Source organism: Pseudoalteromonas luteoviolacea S2607, assembly GCF_001625575.1.
GTDB lineage: Bacteria > Pseudomonadota > Gammaproteobacteria > Enterobacterales > Alteromonadaceae > Pseudoalteromonas > Pseudoalteromonas luteoviolacea_E.
Window position 1 is genome coordinate 24,486 of record NZ_AUXV01000017.1, and the last position, 21,251, is coordinate 45,736.

At 43.5% G+C, this 21,251-nt stretch carries 20 protein-coding genes; 9 read left to right on the plus strand and 11 right to left on the minus strand.

What is annotated here, in order from left to right; translation table 11 throughout:
• Positions 1-6: 6 nt before the first annotated feature.
• Together cysQ and N480_RS10240 are read left to right on the plus strand one after the other, a co-directional pair.
• Positions 7-777, plus strand: a complete 771-nt coding sequence (cysQ, locus tag N480_RS10235) for a 3'(2'),5'-bisphosphate nucleotidase CysQ (RefSeq protein ID WP_063372403.1) — start codon at positions 7-9, stop codon at positions 775-777.
• Between the two features lie 182 nt (positions 778-959).
• Positions 960-1,979 carry a phospholipase A gene (locus N480_RS10240; protein WP_063372404.1) on the plus strand — a complete coding sequence of 340 codons (1,020 nt, stop codon included), beginning with the start codon at positions 960-962 and terminating at the stop codon, positions 1,977-1,979.
• Between the two features lie 45 nt (positions 1,980-2,024).
• Here the strand turns inward: N480_RS10240 and N480_RS10245 are convergent, their stop codons facing one another.
• Positions 2,025-2,921: a bifunctional GNAT family N-acetyltransferase/hotdog fold thioesterase gene (locus N480_RS10245; RefSeq protein WP_063372405.1), complete on the minus strand. Its 897-nt coding sequence runs from the start codon at positions 2,919-2,921 to the stop codon at positions 2,025-2,027.
• A gap of 164 nt (positions 2,922-3,085) precedes the next feature.
• Between N480_RS10245 and N480_RS10250 the strand changes: the two genes are divergently transcribed.
• The gene (locus N480_RS10250) at positions 3,086-3,781 is read left to right on the plus strand and encodes a spermidine synthase (protein WP_063372406.1); all 696 of its coding nucleotides are present in this window, start codon (positions 3,086-3,088) and stop codon (positions 3,779-3,781) included.
• On the opposite strand, the gene dtd is transcribed toward N480_RS10250, so the two are convergent.
• The 3 genes from dtd to N480_RS10265 are packed head-to-tail and all read right to left on the minus strand — an operon-like array spanning position 3,778 to position 6,048.
• The gene (dtd, locus tag N480_RS10255; RefSeq protein WP_063372407.1) at positions 3,778-4,215 is read right to left on the minus strand and encodes a D-aminoacyl-tRNA deacylase; all 438 of its coding nucleotides are present in this window, start codon (positions 4,213-4,215) and stop codon (positions 3,778-3,780) included. The two genes, N480_RS10250 and dtd, sit on opposite strands and share 4 nt — an antisense overlap.
• 1 nt (position 4,216) lies before the next feature.
• Positions 4,217-5,167 (minus strand): alpha/beta fold hydrolase, encoded by a 951-nt coding sequence (locus tag N480_RS10260; RefSeq protein WP_063372408.1) that lies wholly within the window; start codon positions 5,165-5,167, stop codon positions 4,217-4,219.
• An 8-nt stretch (positions 5,168-5,175) separates the two neighbouring features.
• Positions 5,176-6,048, minus strand: a complete 873-nt coding sequence (locus N480_RS10265) for a virulence factor BrkB family protein (protein WP_063372409.1) — start codon at positions 6,046-6,048, stop codon at positions 5,176-5,178.
• 86 nt (positions 6,049-6,134) lie between these two features.
• Between N480_RS10265 and N480_RS10270 the strand changes: the two genes are divergently transcribed.
• Positions 6,135-6,797 (plus strand): DUF2959 domain-containing protein, encoded by a 663-nt coding sequence (locus N480_RS10270; RefSeq protein WP_063372410.1) that lies wholly within the window; start codon positions 6,135-6,137, stop codon positions 6,795-6,797.
• Positions 6,798-6,823: 26 nt separating this feature from the next.
• Here N480_RS10270 and N480_RS10275 read toward each other — a convergent pair whose 3' ends face one another.
• Both N480_RS10275 and N480_RS10280 read right to left on the minus strand, forming a co-directional pair.
• Entirely contained in the window at positions 6,824-7,645 is an 822-nt protein-coding gene (locus N480_RS10275; protein ID WP_063372411.1) for an arylamine N-acetyltransferase family protein, read from the minus strand.
• Positions 7,646-7,725: 80 nt separating this feature from the next.
• A complete protein-coding gene (locus tag N480_RS10280) occupies positions 7,726-10,455 on the minus strand; it encodes a putative bifunctional diguanylate cyclase/phosphodiesterase (protein WP_081231829.1) in 2,730 nt (909 codons plus the stop codon).
• Positions 10,456-10,506: 51 nt separating this feature from the next.
• Here N480_RS10280 and N480_RS10285 point away from each other — a divergent pair, with 51 nt between their 5' ends.
• Positions 10,507-11,487 carry an extracellular solute-binding protein gene (locus N480_RS10285; RefSeq protein WP_063372412.1) on the plus strand — a complete coding sequence of 327 codons (981 nt, stop codon included), beginning with the start codon at positions 10,507-10,509 and terminating at the stop codon, positions 11,485-11,487.
• A gap of 93 nt (positions 11,488-11,580) precedes the next feature.
• On the opposite strand, the gene N480_RS10290 is transcribed toward N480_RS10285, so the two are convergent.
• Positions 11,581-11,853 carry a hypothetical protein gene (locus N480_RS10290; protein WP_063372413.1) on the minus strand — a complete coding sequence of 91 codons (273 nt, stop codon included), beginning with the start codon at positions 11,851-11,853 and terminating at the stop codon, positions 11,581-11,583.
• A 163-nt stretch (positions 11,854-12,016) separates the two neighbouring features.
• Between N480_RS10290 and N480_RS10295 the strand changes: the two genes are divergently transcribed.
• From N480_RS10295 to N480_RS10305, 3 genes are all read left to right on the plus strand, one after another.
• The gene (locus N480_RS10295) at positions 12,017-12,400 is read left to right on the plus strand and encodes an RNA-binding S4 domain-containing protein (RefSeq protein ID WP_063372414.1); all 384 of its coding nucleotides are present in this window, start codon (positions 12,017-12,019) and stop codon (positions 12,398-12,400) included.
• A gap of 18 nt (positions 12,401-12,418) precedes the next feature.
• Entirely contained in the window at positions 12,419-12,865 is a 447-nt protein-coding gene (locus tag N480_RS10300) for a PaaI family thioesterase (RefSeq protein WP_063372415.1), read from the plus strand.
• 111 nt (positions 12,866-12,976) lie between these two features.
• Positions 12,977-14,086 carry an NAD(P)/FAD-dependent oxidoreductase gene (locus N480_RS10305; protein ID WP_063372416.1) on the plus strand — a complete coding sequence of 370 codons (1,110 nt, stop codon included), beginning with the start codon at positions 12,977-12,979 and terminating at the stop codon, positions 14,084-14,086.
• A 52-nt stretch (positions 14,087-14,138) separates the two neighbouring features.
• Here N480_RS10305 and N480_RS10310 read toward each other — a convergent pair whose 3' ends face one another.
• The 4 genes from N480_RS10310 to N480_RS10325 all read right to left on the minus strand — a co-directional run bounded on the left by N480_RS10310 (position 14,139) and on the right by N480_RS10325 (position 19,209).
• The gene (locus tag N480_RS10310) at positions 14,139-14,651 is read right to left on the minus strand and encodes a DUF4124 domain-containing protein (protein WP_063372417.1); all 513 of its coding nucleotides are present in this window, start codon (positions 14,649-14,651) and stop codon (positions 14,139-14,141) included.
• 184 nt (positions 14,652-14,835) lie between these two features.
• Positions 14,836-15,576, minus strand: a complete 741-nt coding sequence (locus N480_RS10315) for a phosphoadenylyl-sulfate reductase (RefSeq protein WP_063372418.1) — start codon at positions 15,574-15,576, stop codon at positions 14,836-14,838.
• A gap of 36 nt (positions 15,577-15,612) precedes the next feature.
• Positions 15,613-17,337 (minus strand): assimilatory sulfite reductase (NADPH) hemoprotein subunit, encoded by a 1,725-nt coding sequence (gene cysI, locus N480_RS10320; RefSeq protein WP_063372419.1) that lies wholly within the window; start codon positions 17,335-17,337, stop codon positions 15,613-15,615.
• A gap of 54 nt (positions 17,338-17,391) precedes the next feature.
• Positions 17,392-19,209: an assimilatory sulfite reductase (NADPH) flavoprotein subunit gene (locus tag N480_RS10325; protein WP_063372420.1), complete on the minus strand. Its 1,818-nt coding sequence runs from the start codon at positions 19,207-19,209 to the stop codon at positions 17,392-17,394.
• A 270-nt stretch (positions 19,210-19,479) separates the two neighbouring features.
• Here N480_RS10325 and N480_RS10330 point away from each other — a divergent pair, with 270 nt between their 5' ends.
• Complete coding sequence (locus tag N480_RS10330; RefSeq protein WP_063372421.1) at positions 19,480-21,117, plus strand: endonuclease; 1,638 nt, start codon at positions 19,480-19,482, stop codon at positions 21,115-21,117.
• Positions 21,118-21,251 lie beyond the last annotated feature (134 nt).

A 21,251-nucleotide genomic window follows, 5' to 3' on the forward strand; every position in this document is an offset into this window, starting at 1 on the left:
ATACTCATGAACGATACAGATCTGCTAGAAGAACTTGTCGAACTTTCACGACTCGCAGGCGAAGAAATTATGCACATTTACGCCAAAGATTTCGCAGTTGATTATAAAAGTGATGACAGCCCTGTAACAGAAGCAGATCTTGCTGCAAACCGTGTTATTACTGCGGGTTTGCTGCGTCTGACTCCGAATATTCCCATACTGAGTGAAGAAAGTGCCGATATCAGCTGGCAAGAGCGACAAACTTGGCAGCGTTATTGGCTCGTCGACCCTATTGATGGGACTAAAGAGTTCATCAAAAAGAATGGTGAGTTTACAGTTAATATCGCGCTCATAGAAAATGGCGTTCCGACAATGGGGGTGGTATATGCGCCAGCACTCAAAACCTGTTACCTTGCCGCAAAAACAATTGGCGCGTTCAGAGAGTGTGATGAAGCGCGTATTGAACTTAAAGTTACACGTAAAAGTAAACAGGGTAAAATAAAAGTCGTCGGTTCTCGCTCACACCCGTCTCCTGAATTGGCTGATTACCTAGCTCAATTTGATGATGTTGAAATGGTTCCCAAAGGCAGCTCCCTTAAGCTGTGTCTAGTTGCTGAAGGTGAAGCTGATGTATACCCTCGCCTTGGTCCAACATGTGAATGGGATACAGGCGCCGGACATGCCGTTGCTGAAATTGCAGGTGCAACAGTAACGCAACAAGACGGCTCTCCTCTAAAATACAACCAAAAAGAGTCATACTTAAACCCTTATTTCATTGTATCAAGACTGGATGACTAGTTATTGATTGCATCACGCAGCACCCTGCGTGATGCCCTCCCTTCAAACTTAATTTATGCCTTTTAGGCTAGGATTTTAGTCCACTTACTTATACTATAGCGCTCAACTCGACATGCTATAAATCATAAGCTACCAGCTTCTTATACATGCTTACACGTACAGCTTAAAAATTGGAAAGTAATATGGACTTTAAACAGCTCTCTATGGCCGCACTTATAATGCTTCCAACGCAGCAAGCCGTTGCCAAAAAAGCTTCTGCGGACGAAATAGAAGCCCTCAACCAATGTATCCTTAGTCAAGCTATGTCTGGGGACGAAAATAGAACCATGAAAGAGGTTCGTCAGTATTGTGAGCAACAAATCGGTGGCTTGAGTCAACTTGATAAACGAATTGCCAGAGAGCGTGTTACTGAAGAAAACCGCAATGTACTGACACCACACCATCGTAACTATATATTGCCAGTTTCGTATATTAAAAACCCAAATAACCGCCCTTTTGACCGTTTTATGGACAAAGGCGATCAACAGGGTGAACCGCTTGACAATGTCGAGGCAAAGTACCAGATTTCTTTAAAATTGCCTATTTATCACGATTTTGAAGACAAGGATCAAGCAATCTACATGGGCGTGACTTTACAGTCCTACTGGCAAGTTTATAACAAAGACATTTCGTCTCCATTTCGTGAAACAAATTACGAACCAGAAATCTTTTGGATTAATTTCTTAGATGATGAAAATGTCCTTTGGGGAGATGAAATGGCATTCGTTCTTGGGATCTCACATCAATCCAATGGCCGCAGTCAGCCTAATTCTCGCTCATGGAACCGCATTTATGCGAATTTCATCTGGGAATACGATGGCTTCGTCTTTAGCTTCAAGCCATGGTATAGACTACCTGAAGATGATAAGCCTGATGAAACCTCAGCCAAAGGGGATGACAACCCTGATATCCATAAATACATGGGCTATTTCGAACTCAGTGGGGCATATCGCTTTAGCAATGACCACGAAGTTGGCATGATGCTTAGAAATAATGCTGGCGGAGATAATCGGGGCGCGATTCAATTGGACTGGTCTTTCCCAATCACAGGCAGGGTCAGAGGTTATGCTCAGTACTTTAATGGTTATGGCGAAAGCCTAATTGATTACAACGCACACATTCAGAGGCTAGGGATTGGTATTGCAATTACAGATCTCCTTTAAGCCATTTTGGCGACCAAGCGTTTAAGTAGCTTGATCGCCTTACACTTACTTGGCTATGATGACAAATTCACCACAGAATTTTGCCACTAGTACATCGCCATCATATACATTTACCGGTACGGTATACCTTGCTTTGCCAGCGCTTTCTAACTCCGACAATTCACCTTCACATTCAGACAAAGTAACTGTCGCCCCAGGCGCCGTGGTCAGAGGCTTAAGGTACTTGATATTAGCATCAGCTAATACGATATCCCCTGCCAAATTATGCTCTTTAAGCGCTAAATAAGTCGCGCCCCAACCAGTTAGTGTCGCCATGCTATACACCGAGCCAGCAAACATTGAGTTATGTAAATTTAGGTTCGCTTTTAAATCGGCTTTGGTTGCAAATTGCCAATCGGTATAACTCTCAACCTTGATCCCCATCGCGTCACTAATAGGAATAGACTCACGCCATGTGTCTTGCAGTACTTGTGTCCAATCAGGATGACGGAACCAACCGGGCTCGGACGGTTTTTGCTTAACCATCTTCCAATGCTGAACATCACCATATGCCAGATGCGCCTTTTCCAACACTTGATACCCATGGCGCTCATAAAATGCCAATGCACGTTCTCTGGCAAAGAGCACTAGCTCTTGAGCATCTTGGGTCCACGCTATTTTCTCAAGCTCATGTAATAATCGGCTACCTAAATGTTGACCACGGTGCGATTCGTCAACAGCCATATAACGTACTTGGGCTTGTAAATGGTTATTGAAATGCAACCTCGCAACCGCCAGCACTTCGCCTTCATTGTTTTTGATATATCGATGTTCAGACTCTTGCTCTAGGTCATCCTGCTCAGACCCCCTAGGCTGGTGCCAAGGTGCACGAAGCACTTGCCAACGTAATTGATAGTAATCCTGCCAATCCTGACTACTTTGAGGTGAAGTTACTGGAAACATATTTACTCCTTTTTGAGCACACCTGCGTTAGTGCCAATTTTTATTTTCTACCTTACAAGAAAAACTCTGAACAGGAAATGCTCAGGGGAAAATCATCGACTAAATGTGTAAAATCATCTAAACACAGTGGAATTACCTCAATCCTTGGCTATGCTGATGTAACTATGCAGGAATTTTTAACTGAATCAGGAACCGTCAGCAGCGATTTTGTAACCCAAAGCCACCAGCTAGGTCACTTGTTATATTGGCATAAGCATGGAAAAACGAGCATTCAAGTTAGACAAGAAAAAACGCTCCGTTGGCTACTAATAAACAATACGTTACAGTCAATCGTTGAACTGAACCACCCAGAACACTTGCTGTTTCCCCACTTGCAAGTGCTAGAGAGCTTATGGCAAAAATGCCCACCACCCCAGCGCGTATTAGAGCTGGGATTAGGCGCCGGCGCAATACGGGACTATTTACACAGTGTCCATGATGATTGCCAGGTTATCTCTGTCGATAACAATCCGGACATTATTCACTGCTATAAGCGCTACTTTGGAGGCGATCATATTAGTGAAGTTAATTGCAACGATGCCTACAAAGTATTGGAATTAGAAAGTACAGCGCCTTTCAACTGGATAATATTGGATTTGTTCAGTGAGTTAGATGCACCACGATTTTTATATCAACACAAATTTTATACTTTGTTGCGAAATACACTCTCTGAACAAGGTACATTATTCATTAATTTTCTTGCCGAACACGAATCCCAGCTAAAGCAGCTGGAGCATTTGCTCATTATTAATTTTGGTAAGAAACCACATATCCATAATGTGCCCGGCTATTCAAATTACATAATCGTTATCGAGCGCTAAACCGATAGATTAAATGTTACAGGCCCGTCGTTACATAGACTCACTTGCATGTCAGCACCAAACTCCCCTGTTGCTACAGTTAATCCAGATGCTTTGGCTTGCGCAACAAAATACTCATACAAAGACCGGGCTTGTTGAGGTGTGCCAGCGGAAGAAAAACTTGGTCTCATACCTTTTTTAGTATCTGCGGCAAGCGTAAATTGAGAGACCACTAACAACTCACCGTTAATATCCTTGAGACTCAAATTCATCTTACCCGCGTCATCAGTAAAAATACGATAGTTGCTGACTTTGTGAAGTAATTTATCGGCGTGATTTTCGTCATCCAACTTCTCTACCCCAAGTAGTAGTAATATCCCTTGCTCTATTTCACCTACCACTTCACCGCCAACTTCAACTTTTGCGAACTTAACCCTTTGAATGAGTCCCTGCACATCAACCTCTATTTTTGTCTATTTTACACAGCAATAGATCTGCTGCTCTTCGAATGGCCTCCGAATATACTTTATTTGTCGCACTGTGCCCAACACCTTCTAAAATTAAAAAGCGTGCTTGTACTTGCTCGGCAAACTTTTGAGCCGAAGCAAATCGACAAACAAGATCTTGGCGGCTGTGTATCATCCAAATAGGCAACTGAGTAATACGCTGCGCATTATGGAGAATTTGCAGCTCGTCGATAAAACACCGCGCCGACATATAGTGCACCATCAGCTTCGCCTGTGTCACTAAATGACAACTGGACTGTAATTGGTAACGCTGTAATTGAGTTTCGACACTCAATTGCTTATCCCAGTCGAACCACAACTGAGCTGCTTTATGCTGCAATAATTCGTCTTCACCAAACAGCTGCTCTCTGTAGATTTCTAGAACGCGCTCATGGTCAGTTTCACCATGGGAGAAAATTGCAAAGCGCTCTGGATAAAACTGCGCACCCGCTCCCGTTGCACCATAAAGCCATGCCAAGTCGTCATTGGCGGCGAAAAAGCTCGCCCATATGATAAGCCCTATTACCCTATCGGTATGACGCTGCGCAAACAACAATGCTAAAGTTGCTCCCCATGAACCGCCAGCAATTACACATTTCGGTAAGTCTAGGTAGTCCAGCAATGCCAACATATCGGCGATTAATAGATCGGTGTTATTGTGCTCTAACGAATGCGGAGATGAATTACCACACCCTCGCTGGCTGAATAAGATGATGCGATAACGGGCAGGATTAAAGTAAGTCTGAGTCAGCTTGTGTAAGCCGCCACCAGGGCCTCCGTGGCACACTAAAACAGCAACCCCATCGGGGTTACCATACTCTTCCACATGTATCTGATGACCATGAGAGACGGGTAAATGAAAGCTACGTAACACAGCACTTGGCTGATAAAGTAAGGTCATGACTTACCTCATTCTTGAGGTGTGTCAGTCTCCTTGCCATGGTGCTCCTCTAGGCAAGCAGTAAATTCTGCGCCTAGTAATACCACTATCCACGATAAATACACCCATACAAACAAAATAGGGATGGTCGCCAATGCGCCATAAATCACTTCGTAAGACGGGAAGTGACTGATATACATTGCAAACCCCCGCTTTGTTAACTCAAATAGAAAAGCGGCAAACAGCGCACCGGGTATCGCGGCTTGAAACGACACACGTGTATTTGGTACTAAAGTATAGAGCATAATGAAGCCCGCCATTGAAATTACATAAGGCAGTAACTTAAGTAACAAGCCACTAAACCCAGGGATCCCCTGATCGGCAAATGATACCAATGAAACTATATACGAGGTCACACCAATACTTGCCCCCAGTAGGACAGGCCCTAAGGTTAAAACCATCCAGTAAATCGCGAAGGAAATCATTAATGGCCGTTTACTTTCAACTCGCCAAATTCGATTCAGTGCACTGTCTACATTGCGAATTAGTAATAACGCCACCGCGGCCAAAAAGCTGATCCCCACAGCTGTCATTTGGTTCGCATTACCGGCAAATGCACTAATGTGAGATTTAATGGTATCGGTTGAGGTCGGCACAAAGTTGGTGAATATAAAGTTTTCTATTGCCAGCCGAGTATTTTCAAATCCGGGAAATGCGGTAAATATCGCAACACCTACTGCAATCAAGGGCACCAAAGACAAAAGCGTAACGTAGGCCAAATACCCAGCATTGATCGTCAGTTGGTCTTCTTTACAGCGCTCAAAAAAGCGTTTCCACCAGCTCGGTTGAGCCGCTATATAAGTTTGTAATTGCGCTTTCACACTTGGCCAATGTTGCTTCATGATGATTCAATGATAATGATTGCTTTGCACATATTACCAATCCGCTTCATAATTTAAAGTAGCCATTTAAAGTTAAGGGATAAAGTATGCCTCTAAAATATATACAAATAACCATTTTAATTTTAGTTGTCTCTCTTCTGGGCGGCTGTAAAAGCGCTCAAAATGCCTATTATGCGGCGTGGGAGCAAGTGGGTGTGCACAAGCGAGACATTCTCGTTGACCGTGTTGAAGATACGCAAGCTTCACAGCAAGCGTCTCAACAAGAGTTTCAAAGTGCACTTGAAAGACTCTCTGTATTGATTGACTTTGACGGCGGAGAATTGCAAACCGTATACGAGCAGTTGAATAGTGATTATGAAGCGAGCCAAAAGTCTGCACAAACCGTCACGGCCAATATCAATAAGGTTGAATCTGTAGCAGGAGCGTTATTTGAAGAGTGGCAAACGGAATTAGAACAGTATTCTAACCCGCAACTTAAGCGCAGCAGTGAAAAGAAATTGCAGCAAACTCAACAACAATACAATAAACTAATCCGCTCGATGCGCAAAAGCGAGGCAAAAATGCAACCAGTCTTAGATTCATTGAAAGACAATGTTTTATACCTGAAACATAACCTCAATGCTCAAGCTATTGCTGCAATCAAAGGCGAGTTCACCAACTTAAAACGTGATATACAGAGTTTAATCACAGATATGAATCGCTCTATCGCGGATTCATCTAGCTTTATTGAACAATTGAATAAAAGCTAAAAAAGATGAGCCAACTGAGCAAAAGCTTAGTTGGCTTGTTGTCGCTTTGTAAGTATTTTATCAAATACCCATCTCACGTCGCTTACCGCAGGCTCTAGATAGAATAAGTTACTCAGCAACTCAAGCAACTGCCCAACACTCTCTATCGATATTTCTCGTTGCTCACCCGTCAGCTCATTAAAATACATGTAGGTCAGATTGCGTAACACAAAGCGTTCATGTTCGGAAATCCTTGAAACCACGAGATTATTAACAAAACTCGCTTCAGGGTGTTGGTGACTGTAAAAGTGACCCACATCACAATCACTTTCATAGGTATCTAGCAAATCGACTTGATATAACGTGACCTGCTCGGGCTGTACCAATGAAACGGTGACACTGTGGGTTGTCCTTTCTACTTGATATAGGTTTGCGCCTTCGCGCACTTGGGCGGAGCAGTCAATTGGGATAGGTATACGCGGTGTTTTGACCCCAAAACCGACATCCACTAAATAAGCTGCTCCCTTATACTTCAAATGCGTTAAACGATGTGTTCGAGGGTTAGTTGTGGTGCCATTTAACAGCACGCGCCCAAGTAATGGAGATACTTCAAAGCCTAAGGCTGCCAGTGCTAACATGGCAATTTTGTTATGTTCAAAACAATAGCCGCCTTGTTGCTGCACAATCAAACGCTCAAACAAATCATCATTATCTACACTCAATAATTTGTTTTGCATTGCATTAAAACTGCTAAAGCTGTAGCGCTTGATATGCGCTTGCACTATCTGACTAACTAGCGCTAAATCATAGGATACAAGATTCTCAATCTCTAACTTTGCTAAATAAGTGGTTAATTGTGCTTGGTTCATGTTATTCCTCAATGTAACTCTGTTTTTCCCTGAATCGAATAACTGCACCTTAAAACCTTAAGTTAAGTTGAGGTCAATACTTAACTCACTTCATTTAATAAATTTTTTCCCGCCTGATGATACAGTAGCTGAAGCGCTTCAAAATCACAGAGCGGTTTACTCATGTAGTAGCCTTGCATTTGTTGGCAGTAAAGCGCAGATAATGTCTGCAATTGAGCAAATTGCTCAATGCCTTCTGCTGTGACGGTTAAATTAAAACTTTTTGCCATTGCGCAAATAGCTTCTATCAACTGTCTTGGCTTACCAACGCCTTCTATGCCATTGATAAACGCTCTATCAATTTTCACACCATCTACTGGCAATACATTCAGTCGAGATAAACTACTATACCCAGTACCAAAATCATCAATATAAATACCAAACCCAAGACCATGGAGTTTTTGCAGCGGCGCGACTAATGAATTCTCTTCAGTCATCATCGCGGATTCTGTCAATTCTATTTTAAAGTGAGATGGAAGATACTTAGCATCCTCAAATTGCGCTATCAACCAACTCATGAACCCCTTATGTTGCAGTTGAATGGGCGATACATTAACGCTGATGAAAAGGTCATCATCGGGTAGTTGATGTTTAAATAGCATAGCATTCGCAAATACCCATTGGCCTAGCTTTACAATTTGCGCGCACTCTTCTGCAATAGGGATAAACTCCGCGGGGCTCACCACACCTAATTGAGGACTATGCCATCGCACCAAAGCTTCAAAGCCAACAATACGCTTACCAAAACGACAATAAATAGGTTGAAATCGCAGCGACAGCTCTTGGTCCATATCGAGTGTTTGCAGCTCTCGTTCAACTTGTAGCCTTCGCGACGCTTCACCAGCAATCTCAGATGTAAATATATGGTAGTCATTCTTACCACGCTTCTTTGCCTCATACATGGCTACGTCGGCATCATGTAAGAGCTTCTCCGCTTCATAGTTCAGGCACGGCGCGGTAAAACGTCTAACGCCGACACTACCACTGACGGTATGGGCCATACCCTGATACTCAAATGGCACCCGAATGGCAGCCAAAATATCCTCAAGCAATAGCTCAAGGGGCGCGCTTAATTTCTCTACATCAAGCAATATTGCAAATTCATCTCCGCCTAAACGGGCAATATCTCCAATTCCACCAACTAATTCCCGCATTCTCGCGGCAAATTCAATCAATAATTTGTCACCCGCTAAGTGGCCTAACGTGTCATTTATTAACTTGAAACGATCTAAATCTAGGTAGAGTAAAACAAATTGTCCTGTAGATTCCGCACGGCTGGCTTCTACCAATTGCAAAAAGGTTTGTCGATTAAGTAAGTCTGTTAGGCTATCGTGTTGTGCTTTGTATTTAAGCTGCTCGTTAAACAATTTAAGTGCGGTAATATCGGTAATGCGCCCTTCATAGATCACTTCATGGCTATGGCAGATCCATGAGCCCGTTTGTCTTACCCAAACACCGCGACTTTGTCCCGACCCTGCTAACCACTCCAATTCTTCATGTGGTTGTAGCTGCTCAACCATTTTTTGCCAACGCTCAGCGACATCGCTATCTAGCATCAAGTCACGCAAAGTCAACTTCGTATTAAGGTGTGCATCACCGAGCAACAACGATCTAAATGCAGGGTTGGCATCGACTAAAACACCATATTTATCTAAGACAAATAAACCTTCGCTGCTATTCACAAATAAACTCTTGTATTTACGCTCTGCGACGATATGTTGTTGCAACGCCGCAAGACGCTTATTAGATTCATGTTGAATTTGTTGATTGGCTTGTGCCAGACTGGCTGTGCGCTCTTCAACGAGGTTATTAATCGTATCGTGCCGAGCCGTTAAATATCGCACCTGCATCAACACCATGAAACCCAAGGCCGCAGCAATCAAAATCACAGTCAGAATAATCAAGGTATAGTTGTTTAACAACGACGGGTTAAGCTGTGCCTGCGTGTAGAGGTGCATAGATATCGGCATACCGAAAAAGTCAATTTCTTCAGTAATGCCCGCTTGCTTTTCTGTTAGTTGAAACTTGTTTTGCCAATCCGAAGAAAAAACCAAGTGTTCGTTGGCAATCACCTGCATATGATGGCCACTGGTTTGATACAGCTGACCAAACAACCCCTCCAGCAGATGATTTAACTGAAACCCAATGCCCAAAGCGCGCAGTGCTTGTGGCTTCTGCAAATCAAACTGTTCAATCACAACACTCCATCGCTGTGCCTGATGCCACTTTACAGCTTGTAGCTCATTATTCCCTATCCGCTTTATAAAGGGGTCCTCTATGGCCACTGCAGAGCCCAATAGGTGACCAAAATCAGACACTGGCGCGGCTTTAAGCGTGGTCAAAAACAAACCTCGGTCACGATTAGGCAAACGTATTGTAAAGTCAAAAAAACCCAACGAGCGGTATTTTTGTTCCAAACTAGGCACCTGCGATCGTTCAATAATGGCGTAGGACTCTAAACTCAGCTCCAACTCTAAGCCTGCAAGTTGAGACTGTGCTAAATGGTAAAACTGCTCTGGTGTGATGTCTGTACTTGCTCTTTGATAAGCTTCGATGGAATAAAGTAAATGTGCAAATCGCTGCAATTGATTATTTAAGCGAGACTGATATTGAGACACATGTTGCTCTAGTTGGTGATGGGAGCGCTGTTTAAAGTGTGTGTTAAATTCAAACCCAACATAACAAATTACACACAAATATACCCCGTATACCCACCCACCAAACTTGGCTGGCGATTGAAATACTTTATCCCACTTTTTTACTCTAGACATACGCTCATAACACTGTACCATTGCACCACTTGATAATAATTCTTATTCGCGATGATTAAAAGTAAACTTTGCTATTTTTACCCCATTTTGCTACTAAGTACCCAAGTTTTAGCCAAAAACGAAGAACTCAACGTTTACTCGTTTCGAAAATATGAATTAATCAAACCGATGTTAGACGCCTTTGAAGAGCGAAGTGGCGTACGCGTTAACCTCGTAAACGGCAAATCACAGTTTTTACTTTCTAGGCTCAGTAGTGATGGAAAAGACTCTCGAGCCGATGTCATATTGAGTTCAGACCTCGTGCAACTCAGTGCACATCGGGATCTACTGCAACCGATGACTGGCTTGCAAGGATGGCCCGAAGTCCCAGGGGAGTTTAAAGATCCAGATCAGCGCTGGGTAAGCCTTTCTATGCGCACGCGTGCCCTATTTTCAAAGCGCAGCGTAACAACCCGTATACCGAATCATTTTACACAGTTCAGCGATCCTCAGATTGCGGGGCAGTTTTGTGTTAGAGATTGGCACCACAGTTACAATCGCACTTTGTTTGCCAGTCTATTAGCAAGTGATAACCCCGCTAATACCCACTGGCTAAAAAAGGCAAACAAATTGTTAGCCAAGCGCCCTCAAGGAGGAGACAGAGATCAGTTGCGGGCTTTAGCAAAGGGCCAGTGTCAATTTGCATTGGCAAACCATTATTATTGGCACATGATGAAGCAGTCTTCTAACAAACAAGATGTCAAACTTGCAACGCAACTTGAAATGCACTTTTTGCAAATGGCAAATGGTAAGACACCGGTTTCGACGACTACGGCAGCCATCGCTAAGCATGCGCCAAACAGGAAAAACGCATTGGCATTTATCGACTTTTTACTGTTACCTGAAACCCAAAAAATGTATGCGAATCTTATCAATGAGTTTCCAGTGATCACCATGAGTGGTTTTGTGCTTCCTTTCGAGCCTGCGCTGGAAAATATCAATAAAAGCTTACATTACACACAGAAGGTACAAGAGGTACTGCCTAGGTCGTAACGGACTTGTTGAGTTTAAAGCAACAGATGTTCTGCCTATAGCGCGCCAAATGAGTGCCAATATGCATCATCATAGCGCACTATAAAAGCGAAACTATTGGGTTTGCGCTGCCCACTTTTGCACTACAGATTTAGGGTATAAGACGTCTTTAAATAAGCGGTGCCTTTCAAACTTTAAGCCCTTCTCGGTGCTCGGCAGCCCCGCCTGAACTTGGCTATGATGCGTGTTAAACCGCGAAATCAACGCGATTTTGTCTTTCGCTCTCTTAAGGTGAGCATTTAGATATGCGCGCACATCATCTGCGGTCATTAACCCCAGCGCATCTAAATTCATTAATTCTTTTTTTAATGCAGAGCGAATACCCATCGTAGGTCTCCCTGTGTTGTCATAATGGAATTAATTAAAACTGCAAGCAAAATACACACCAATTGCTGCATTTACATTAAAGACCAGCACATTCACGAAAAAGTTTCGTCATTCATCTTGTCTGCGCGGTATACTGTCGCAAAGACGTTTTTAGAGTTGTGATATGAATCAAGAATACATCGAAATTGAACTCGAAGAAGAGCCGATTGAACTTTGTAACCTACTAAAGGTACTAGACTTTGCTGAGACCGGTGGACAAGCCAAGCAGCTAATAGCGATGGGGTATGTCGCGGTCAATAACGAGCTCTGTACTCAAAAGCGTAAAAAAATGTACTCAGGCGATAGCCTCTATTTTGATGGCGATACATTTTTACTGACTTTAGCTGAAGGGGCGACACCAAACCCTAAACCGGCTACTCCTGTCGAAAAACCACAAAAGGCCACAAGTTCAAGCCAAACACCAACGAAAAAGCAGTCCAACAAGAAACGCAAGAAACAACCTCAGGTTGACAGTAAAACGGGCCGAAAGCCCATTTCTTTTGGCTAACTTAGGTAGTATTTATTCATGAGTATTTGGTATAGACCGATCACTAAAACGCTCTGTCAGTCTTTAGATAAAGGGCTTCATGGGAAAGGCTCTTTAATGGCGACACTTGGAATAGAAATTAGCGAAATTGGCGATGATTACCTTGTCGCAACAATGCCTGCCACCCCACACCATCACAATCCAATAGGCATGGTCCACGGCGGTGCCAATGTCGCGTTAGCCGAAACCGTAGCCAGTTATGCCGCAAACTTCGTAGTTGATTTTGAGCGCTTTTATTGTGTAGGACAAGAGATCAATGCCAATCATCTCAAAGCCTCTCGCAATGGCCTTTTAACAGCAACTGCGAAGCCGCTTCATTTAGGTAAGCGTACTTCAGTCTGGGAAGTCAAAATAACCAATGCTAAAGGCGAGCTATGTTGTGTTTCAAGAATGACCGCAGCGGTCATTGAACGTGCTGTTAAGTAAGCTCAGGTCCACCTTAGCATACTGATAAATGCCTCGAAATATCATAAGCCTACTTATGTTAATGTTGCGACACAGTGAATAACAAGGCATCCGATTTTGGAGTAAATAAAAATGGAAAAAGTAGATACTTTGGTAATCGGTGCTGGTGTTATCGGGCTGGCCATTGCCGCTCGGTTAAGCCAGCATAGTGAGGTCATCCTAATCGAACAAGGACACCATTTTGGTGAGCATAGCAGTAGCAGAAATAGCGAGGTTATCCATGCAGGTATCTATTACCCAAGCGCCAGTTTAAAAGCACAAACTTGCGTTGAAGGGAAGGCGAAGCTCTACCAACACTGTGAGGCATACGCCATTCCACATGCTAAAATAGGCAAAGTCCTCACCGCCCAAACTCCCCAAGAAGAAGAAAAGTTAGCGTCTTTATTGTTGCAGGCTCAAAACAATGGCGTTGATGACCTGTACTGGTTGAGCAACAAAGAGCTATCGCAAAAAGCCCCTGAACTAAATACCATTGCTGGTTTATATTCTCCCTCTACCGGTATTCTAGATAGCCATCAATTTATGCTGTCACTTCTTGGGCAACTAGAGCGCAATCAAGGGCAGTATGTACCATGCACGACATTCCTTGCCGCGACCCCCAAAACAGGTGGCGGGTTCAGTGTAACACTGAGCTGTGATGGCGAGCGTTTTGAATTGCATTGTCACAAGCTGGTCAACGCAGGCGGGCTATTTGCTCAGAAAAACGCAAGCTTAATTGAGGGGGTGGTGCCCATTAATGTGCCGCCGCTTCACTTTTGCCGCGGCCAATATTTTAGCTATCAAGGTAAACACCCCTTTAAACACTTGATTTACCCAGTTCCAGAAGAGCATGGCTTGGGCATTCACGCCACTTTAGATTTAGCAGGACAACTGCGATTTGGCCCAGACACACATTTCATCAATGAACTCAATTACGATACTGACGCCAATGCCATAGACACCTTTTATCAGACGATAAAACGATATTGGCCACAAGTCGATAAACGCCGCTTACAAGTAGACTACGCAGGCATACGGCCAAAAACTCAGCGCCAAGGCCAACAAGACTTTCAAATCGAGGGGGCTCAGCGACATGGTCTTTTAGGATTGATAAACTTATTCGGTATAGAATCTCCTGGCCTTACAGCAAGCTTATCTATTGCAGACAAAGTGGCAACACAACTCAAGGCCGACCTTGGCTAGTCTGACATAAAAAAGGCTGCATCATGCAGCCTTTTCATCGCACCTTCTAGTGTTAAATATCTTCGAGCGTTTTGGCGCGCTGATCCATGAGCTTTTGCACATTCTGTGCATCTTTAACCAGCTTTTTCACATCTGTAGGCTTCATATTATCTACATCAATCTTGCCTTCAGTGGGGCTTTTTTCTTGACGTAGTTGCTCCAAGATCTCAGTATTTTCAGCAGCCATAATCGTCACTTTAGTAGGATCAAGCGTGTGAACTTGACTGTTTACTCGATTATTTGGCCTGTCTGAATAATGCCAATTTCCTTTTGCATCTTGCCACTTATAAATTGTTGTTTGTGAAGTTGCTGTTTGCTCTTCATCATTAAGCACTTTCTTAGCTGAATCGACCGCCTTGCCTAACTCACGTTTTGACTGATCTAACAGTGCACTAGCTTGCTGCTGCGCATCGCCAAAAATCATATCGACACTAAGCCACGGTTTTCCATCCGGTCGTTTAATGATAAACAGCGAACCAAGCCCGATAAGCATGATCATAATCATAAGGTAACTGGAATATTTCATTTAGGCACTCCCTGTTTCTTGAGGCCACACCCTTAAAGTATAGCCCTTTCTGAGCTAGAGTTTGACAATTGAGTAGAAAATTATCAATCCTTAAATAACAATATTTAGTGACACACAAACAAAAACAGCCACTCGATAAGAGCAGCTGTTTGAGCAAAAAAATTAGTAACAGTATTACAAGTATTTAAATCCCATCACCATCAATATGAAGGCCACACTCTCGATTTAACCCAAAAAAACGTGTTTCTTCTTCGGTCATACCCGGTTCAAGCTTTCGGGTTGTGTGTACATCCCCCATTGACACATAGCCTTGCTCCCAAAGAGGGTGATATGGCAAGTCATGTTTCGTTAGGTATTGATATACATCTCGATTATTCCATTCAATTATCGGATACACTTTAACACTGCCTCGGCTGATCTCTAAAACTGGCTTGTCAGCACGAGAGGACGACTGCTGTCTGCGTAACCCACTAAACCAGGTGCCAACATTCAGCTCTTTCAAAGCTCGTGTCATGGGCTCAACTTTATTTAGTGTATTGTATTTCTTAATCCCTTCTTCACCTTGCTCCCACAATTTGCCAAACTTAGCCTCTTGCCACGCTGGACTAAAGTCACTGCGATAAACTTGAAGGTTTAAGTTTAACCTTTGTGTCAAATCATCAATGAATTGATACGTCTCTGGGAATAGGTAACCGGTGTCAGTTAAGACCACAGGAATATCATTTTTTTGCTGTGATACCAGGTGCAACATCACTGCTGCCTGAATACCAAAACTGGATGACAGCATATGGGTATCAGGCAAGTTTTCAAGTGCCCAAGCAACACGCTCTTCGACACTTTTTTGTACCAACATGCCGTTAGCATCAGCAAGCAATGCTTGTTGTGTTGCCTTATCTAACGTCAATATTTGCTTAAACTCGCTCATAGCTTGTCCTATTGTCGGGCGCTAAGCGCCCATTAATTAAGCGTGGAAATCCGTTTTAGAAACTTTCACTTCTGCAACAATGCCTTTGCGAATCACAAAGTCACCAAAACACTCTTGTTCGTTGCGCTGAGAAGCCCACTGACCAATTAATTCATCCAATGCAGGTAGGTATGTTTCTTCACCAACGTTCTCCAAGTAAAGCTTAGGTACACGCGTACCTTCACGGTTACCACCAAGATATACGTTATACTTACCTGGACCTTTACCTACCAAGCCCACTTCCGCCAACATGGCACGGCCACAGCCATTCGGGCATCCAACAACACGTAAAATAATGTCGTCGTTGGCGATTTCATGTTTCGCAAGCAATGCTTCCGTTTTTTCAACTAAGTCTGGCAAGTAGCGCTCTGCTTCAGCCATTGCAAGAGGACACGTCGGTAGTGCAACACACGCCATAGAGCTCTTTCTTTGCTCTGTGTGTGTGTCATCAATCAAGCCGTGCTCGCGAGCAATTTGCTCAATCTGTGCTTTGTCTTCTTCTGCCACGCCAGCAATGATCAGGTTTTGGTTCGCAGTCATGCGGAAATCACCTTTGTGGATCTCTGCAATTTTGCGACAACCTGTTTTTAGCGGCTTATCTGGATAGTCAAGAATACGACCGCTTTGTAAGAACAGCGTTAAGTGGTGCTTGCCATCAATGCCTTCAACCCAACCAAAACGATCGCCACGATGGGTAAACTCGAATGGACGGCTTGGCGCAAACTCAACACCCGCACGCTTTTCTACTTCCGCCTTGAAAGCATCAATACCAAACGCATCGAGCGTATATTTGGTCTTGGCATTTTTACGGTTTACACGATTACCCCAGTCACGCTGCACACTCACTACGTGCTCAGCTACGGCTAAAGTGTGCTCTAGCGGGATAAAACCAAAATCATCGGCACGACGTGGATAAGTATTCACATCGCCGTGCGTCATTGCCAAACCACCGCCGACTAACACGTTAAAACCAACTAACTTGCCTTCTTCCGCGATTGCCACAAAGTTCAAATCATTCGCATGTACGTCAACTTCGTTGTTTGGTGGAATCGTAACAGTTGTTTTAAACTTACGCGGTAAGTACGTTGAACCTAAAATTGGCTCTAACTCTGTCGAGTCTTTACGCTCACCATTAAGCCAAATTTCTAGATAAGCTCGCGTTTTAGGTAGGAGGTGCTCAGAAATTTTAGCTGCCCACTCATACGCTTCTTGGTGTAACTCAGACTCAACAGGGTTCGTTGTACATAACACATTGCGGTTTACGTCACCCGCCGTTGCGATCGAGTCAATACCAACATCGTGAAGTGTTAAGTGCATTTCTTTAATGTGCGGCTTTAAAACACCGTGAAATTGGAAAGTTTGACGCGTTGTAAGACGGATACTTCCGTAAGAGGTTTTGTCTTCTGCAAATTTATCAATTGCTAACCACTGCTCTGGTTTGATGATCCCACCAGGCATACGTGCACGTAGCATGACGTTATGTAGCGGCTCAAGCTTTTGCTTAGCGCGCTCAGCGCGAATATCACGGTCATCTTGCTGATACATACCGTGGAAACGGATCAGCTGAAAGTTATCTTTAGTAAAACCACCTGTTAACTGATCACCTAAATCAGTTTCGATGGTCCCACGTAAGTGTTCACTTTCGGTTTTTAATCGCTCGTTGTCAGCAAATTTAGCATCGGGATCGTGCTTACTATTTGGCTTGTAATCTTGGTTGCTCATTGTCATTCCTAAAATCGTATGCTGTGACGGAAAATAAGTGCGTGATGACGTCTATTAATAGACGTCTTTTTGATAACGGTTAGCACTACGCAGCTCTTTTAAATATTGCTCGGCCTGCTCATCGTCTTTTCCACCATGGGTCTTAACAATGTCCAACAGTGCCTGGTGTACATCTTTAGCCATACGTGTGGCATCACCACATACGTAAAAATGTGCACCTTTCTCTAACCAAGCAAAAACGTCTGCGCCCTTCTCACGAATACGATCTTGGACGTAAATTTTCTCTGCCTGGTCCCGACTAAATGCCAAATCAACACGATTTAGCAATCCAGATTTCACATACCCTTGAACTTCAACTTGGTATAAGAAATCTTGTGTAAAGTGTGGGTTACCAAAGAACAACCAGTTCTCACCTTCCGCTTCACGCGCATCACGCTCCTGTAAAAACGCCCTGAAAGGTGCTATACCCGTACCAGGGCCAACCATGATTACAGGCGTGTTATCGTCTGCTGGCAAACGGAAGTTATCATTGTGTTCGCTGAATACTTTGACCTTTGTGCCTTCTTCCACACGATGTGCTAAGAAACCTGAACAGCCACCATAGTGTTGTTCACCAAAGGCTTCAAATTCAACGAGTCCCACGGTCAAGTGTACCTCTTGTTCTACCTCTGCTTGGCTTGAAGCAATTGAATACAAACGCGCTTGGATTTTACGACAACAGTCCACAAGAGCTTGGGCTGCAATGTCGCTTGGGTTTTGCTTAATCACATCAAATATCTGACGGGCATCTAGATACTCGCGTAGTGCCGCTTTGTCGGTCACCAACTGTGCGAGCTCCTCATTCCCAGTTGCCGCAGCATATTTTTCGACAAAACCAGGGTAAGATTGTGTTAACTCGAGCTTTTCAACTAATGCATCTCGAACACTAAACGTATCTTCGCCTAGTTTTACTTCGTCTTCAGCTGCAATATTTAAAGCCTTGAGCACGTCATCAACGAGTGCTTCGTCATTTAAGAAATACACACCAAGTGCATCACCGGCTTGATAGCTGATGTCAGACCCTTCAAGGTCGATTTCAATATGACGTACGTCTTTAGTCGAATCACGCCCAGTAATCTTAACTGCTGACGAAATTTCAGCGGTAAAAGGGTTTTGTTTTGTATATTGGCTGTGTGCAGTTTGCGGTGCGCCAAACGGAGCACTTACGACATTTGCACCACCCGCACTTTGTTGAGCTTTTAATTCTGGTTCAAATGCATCTAAAGCGGATGCGATCCAAGCTTCGGCTTGCTCATCATAATCGACATCTAAGTCAGCTCTTGCCACAACGCTTTGCGCACCTAATTTTTGCAAGCGCTCTTCAAAATCAACGGCAGTTTGACAGAAAAACTCGTAACTAGAATCACCCAAGCCAAGTACGGCGATTTTCACATCATCTAACTTTGGCGCTTTTTTGCCGACCAAAAATTCATGCAGATTTTCTGCGTCTTCAGGTGGCTCACCCTCACCATATGTAGATACAGCAATAGCGATGAACTTTTCTTTTTTCAAGTTACCCGGCTTATAATCAGCCATGTTAACAAGCTTCGCCGTTAAACCACGTGCCTTTGCCTGTGCTTCAAGTTGCGCTGCAACACCTTTGGCATTACCTGTTTGCGAACCATATAAAATAGTAAGTGGTGCAGCTTCTTGTGCAGGTGTAGCCGCTTGTCCGATCACGCCACCGAGCGCCGCAGTATTGGCATTTGCAGCCAAGTAACCACTCACCCAAGCCTGTTGAATTGGATTGAGCTCAGCCACCAACCCTTGTAACTTTTGCAGTTGTTCTTGTGAAAGCGGACTTGCCGCAGCACTCAGTTGACTTAACAACATTGATTATTCCCCGTAACCCATTTCGATTTACTTGCTCTCGCACCTGATTGCTCAGGTCATTTTATAGCATGCAGGATACTGTTCCTATCTCACAAAAAAAAGAACAGTATCTGCTTTGTTATTCCTTTTAGTTATGAAAAGAAAAAAACTCCAAATAAAACAGATTAAAAGTGGCGATCATTTTTTGATCAAAAGTTATTTAACATTTTAATAACCATCAAGTACATTATCTGACCTTAATTAACCTACTCAAAACAATAAGAGAGAAAAATGAAACACCGTAAAAATCACAGGTTCAGTATAAAGACTGCTGTTTTAATTGGGTTAGTTTGCCCAACAGTAAGCGCTGAAATCAGTAATGGTAGCTTCGAAAATTGGCAACAAAGTACGCCGAGTAATTGGTCTACCATTGACACTGGAATTACACTTGGCCAAGTAAGTTCACCCACAAAGGACGGTCAAAGCGCCGCTGCGGTTACTGTAAATACAGCAACACAGGGCAGTACCGACTTGCGACAGACGATTTCTGTCACAGGTGGACAAAGTTATACATTCAGTACATGGGTTTACCATACTGAGGGCAATGTAAAGGCAAGGTTATATGTTGATGGTTATCGAGGTTACTCCAACGAAAATCAAACTGGCCAATGGCAACAATTAACCTATCAATATACAGCTAGCAGCAGCAAAAACATTGAAGTAGGCTTGCGATTTTATGACACAAGCGGGTTTGATGGCTCAGAAGTGGTATATGTAGACCACTTTACCCCAAGTGATGCAACAACAACTCCCCCACCTCCTCCAGCCCAGTGCCAACTAAACTCAGTCCAATTTAAGCTTGTAACCGATAACTACGCTAGCGAAACAAGTTGGGAGTTGAAGAACAAGCAAGGGCAAGTAGTAAAAAGTGGTAATGGCTATGCTAATACCACGACATACACCGAGTCATTGTGTTTAGCAGATGATACCTACACTTTCATCATTTCTGATAGCTATGGAGATGGTATTTGCTGTTCACAGGGCAATGGTAGTTATGAATTTACATACAATAATCAAGTGCTGGTTTCTGGTGGTCAATTTAGCAATCAAGAGCAAAAACAATTCACTTTAGGCAATGATGGTGGTGACGGAGGCGGTGGCCAAGACCCAACAGGTTACTACGCATCAGCCGCAGGCCTATCTGGGTTTACATTAAAATCTCAATTACATACGATCATTAAAGATCACAACAATCGAGGTTACAGTGCCTTGTGGTCCTTTATTGATCAGTACGAACGCGACAGCTTCTTCGAGAAAGACAATACCGTGTTGGATAGATATTCTGAAAAGCCAACGGCTGCCGATACCGTGAACTTTACAGCGGTAGGCGATCAATGTGGTAGCTACCGAGGCGAAGGTGATTGCTACAACCGAGAACACTCATTCCCCAAGAGCTGGTTTGGTGGCAAAGTAGAACCAATGAACTCTGATGTGCATCATATTTTTGCGTCAGACGGGTTTGTAAACGCAAAGCGCAATAGCTATCCATTTGGTGAAGTTGGTAGTGCCAGCTATACCTCTAGTAATGGTAGTAAGTTAGGCAGTGCCACAGGTATCAATTACTCAGGTACGGTATTTGAGCCCATCGACCAGTTCAAAGGAGACATCGCACGTATTTACTTCTACATGGCGACGCGCTACGAAAATGTCATTGCAGGTTGGCAAAATAAGTCTAGCTACGGCAATGATGTATTAAATGGCACCACGAATGTGGTTTTTGAACCTTGGGTAATTGCACTGCTTAAACGCTGGCATCAACAGGATCCTGTAGATGATGTTGAACGTGCGCGTAACCAAGCGGCCTATGAATACCAAGGCAATCGTAACCCGTATATTGACCACCCAGAATTTGTTGAGAAAATTTGGTAACTAGTAAGACATACTGTTGCTGTTTTAAGGTGTTAAAACAGCTGTAAAGAAAAAAGCGGCCTAATCCATTAGGCCGCGCAACATACTCAGCGCAGAGTCTACGTGAGTGTTTAATAAAGGTAAGCTAACCTTCT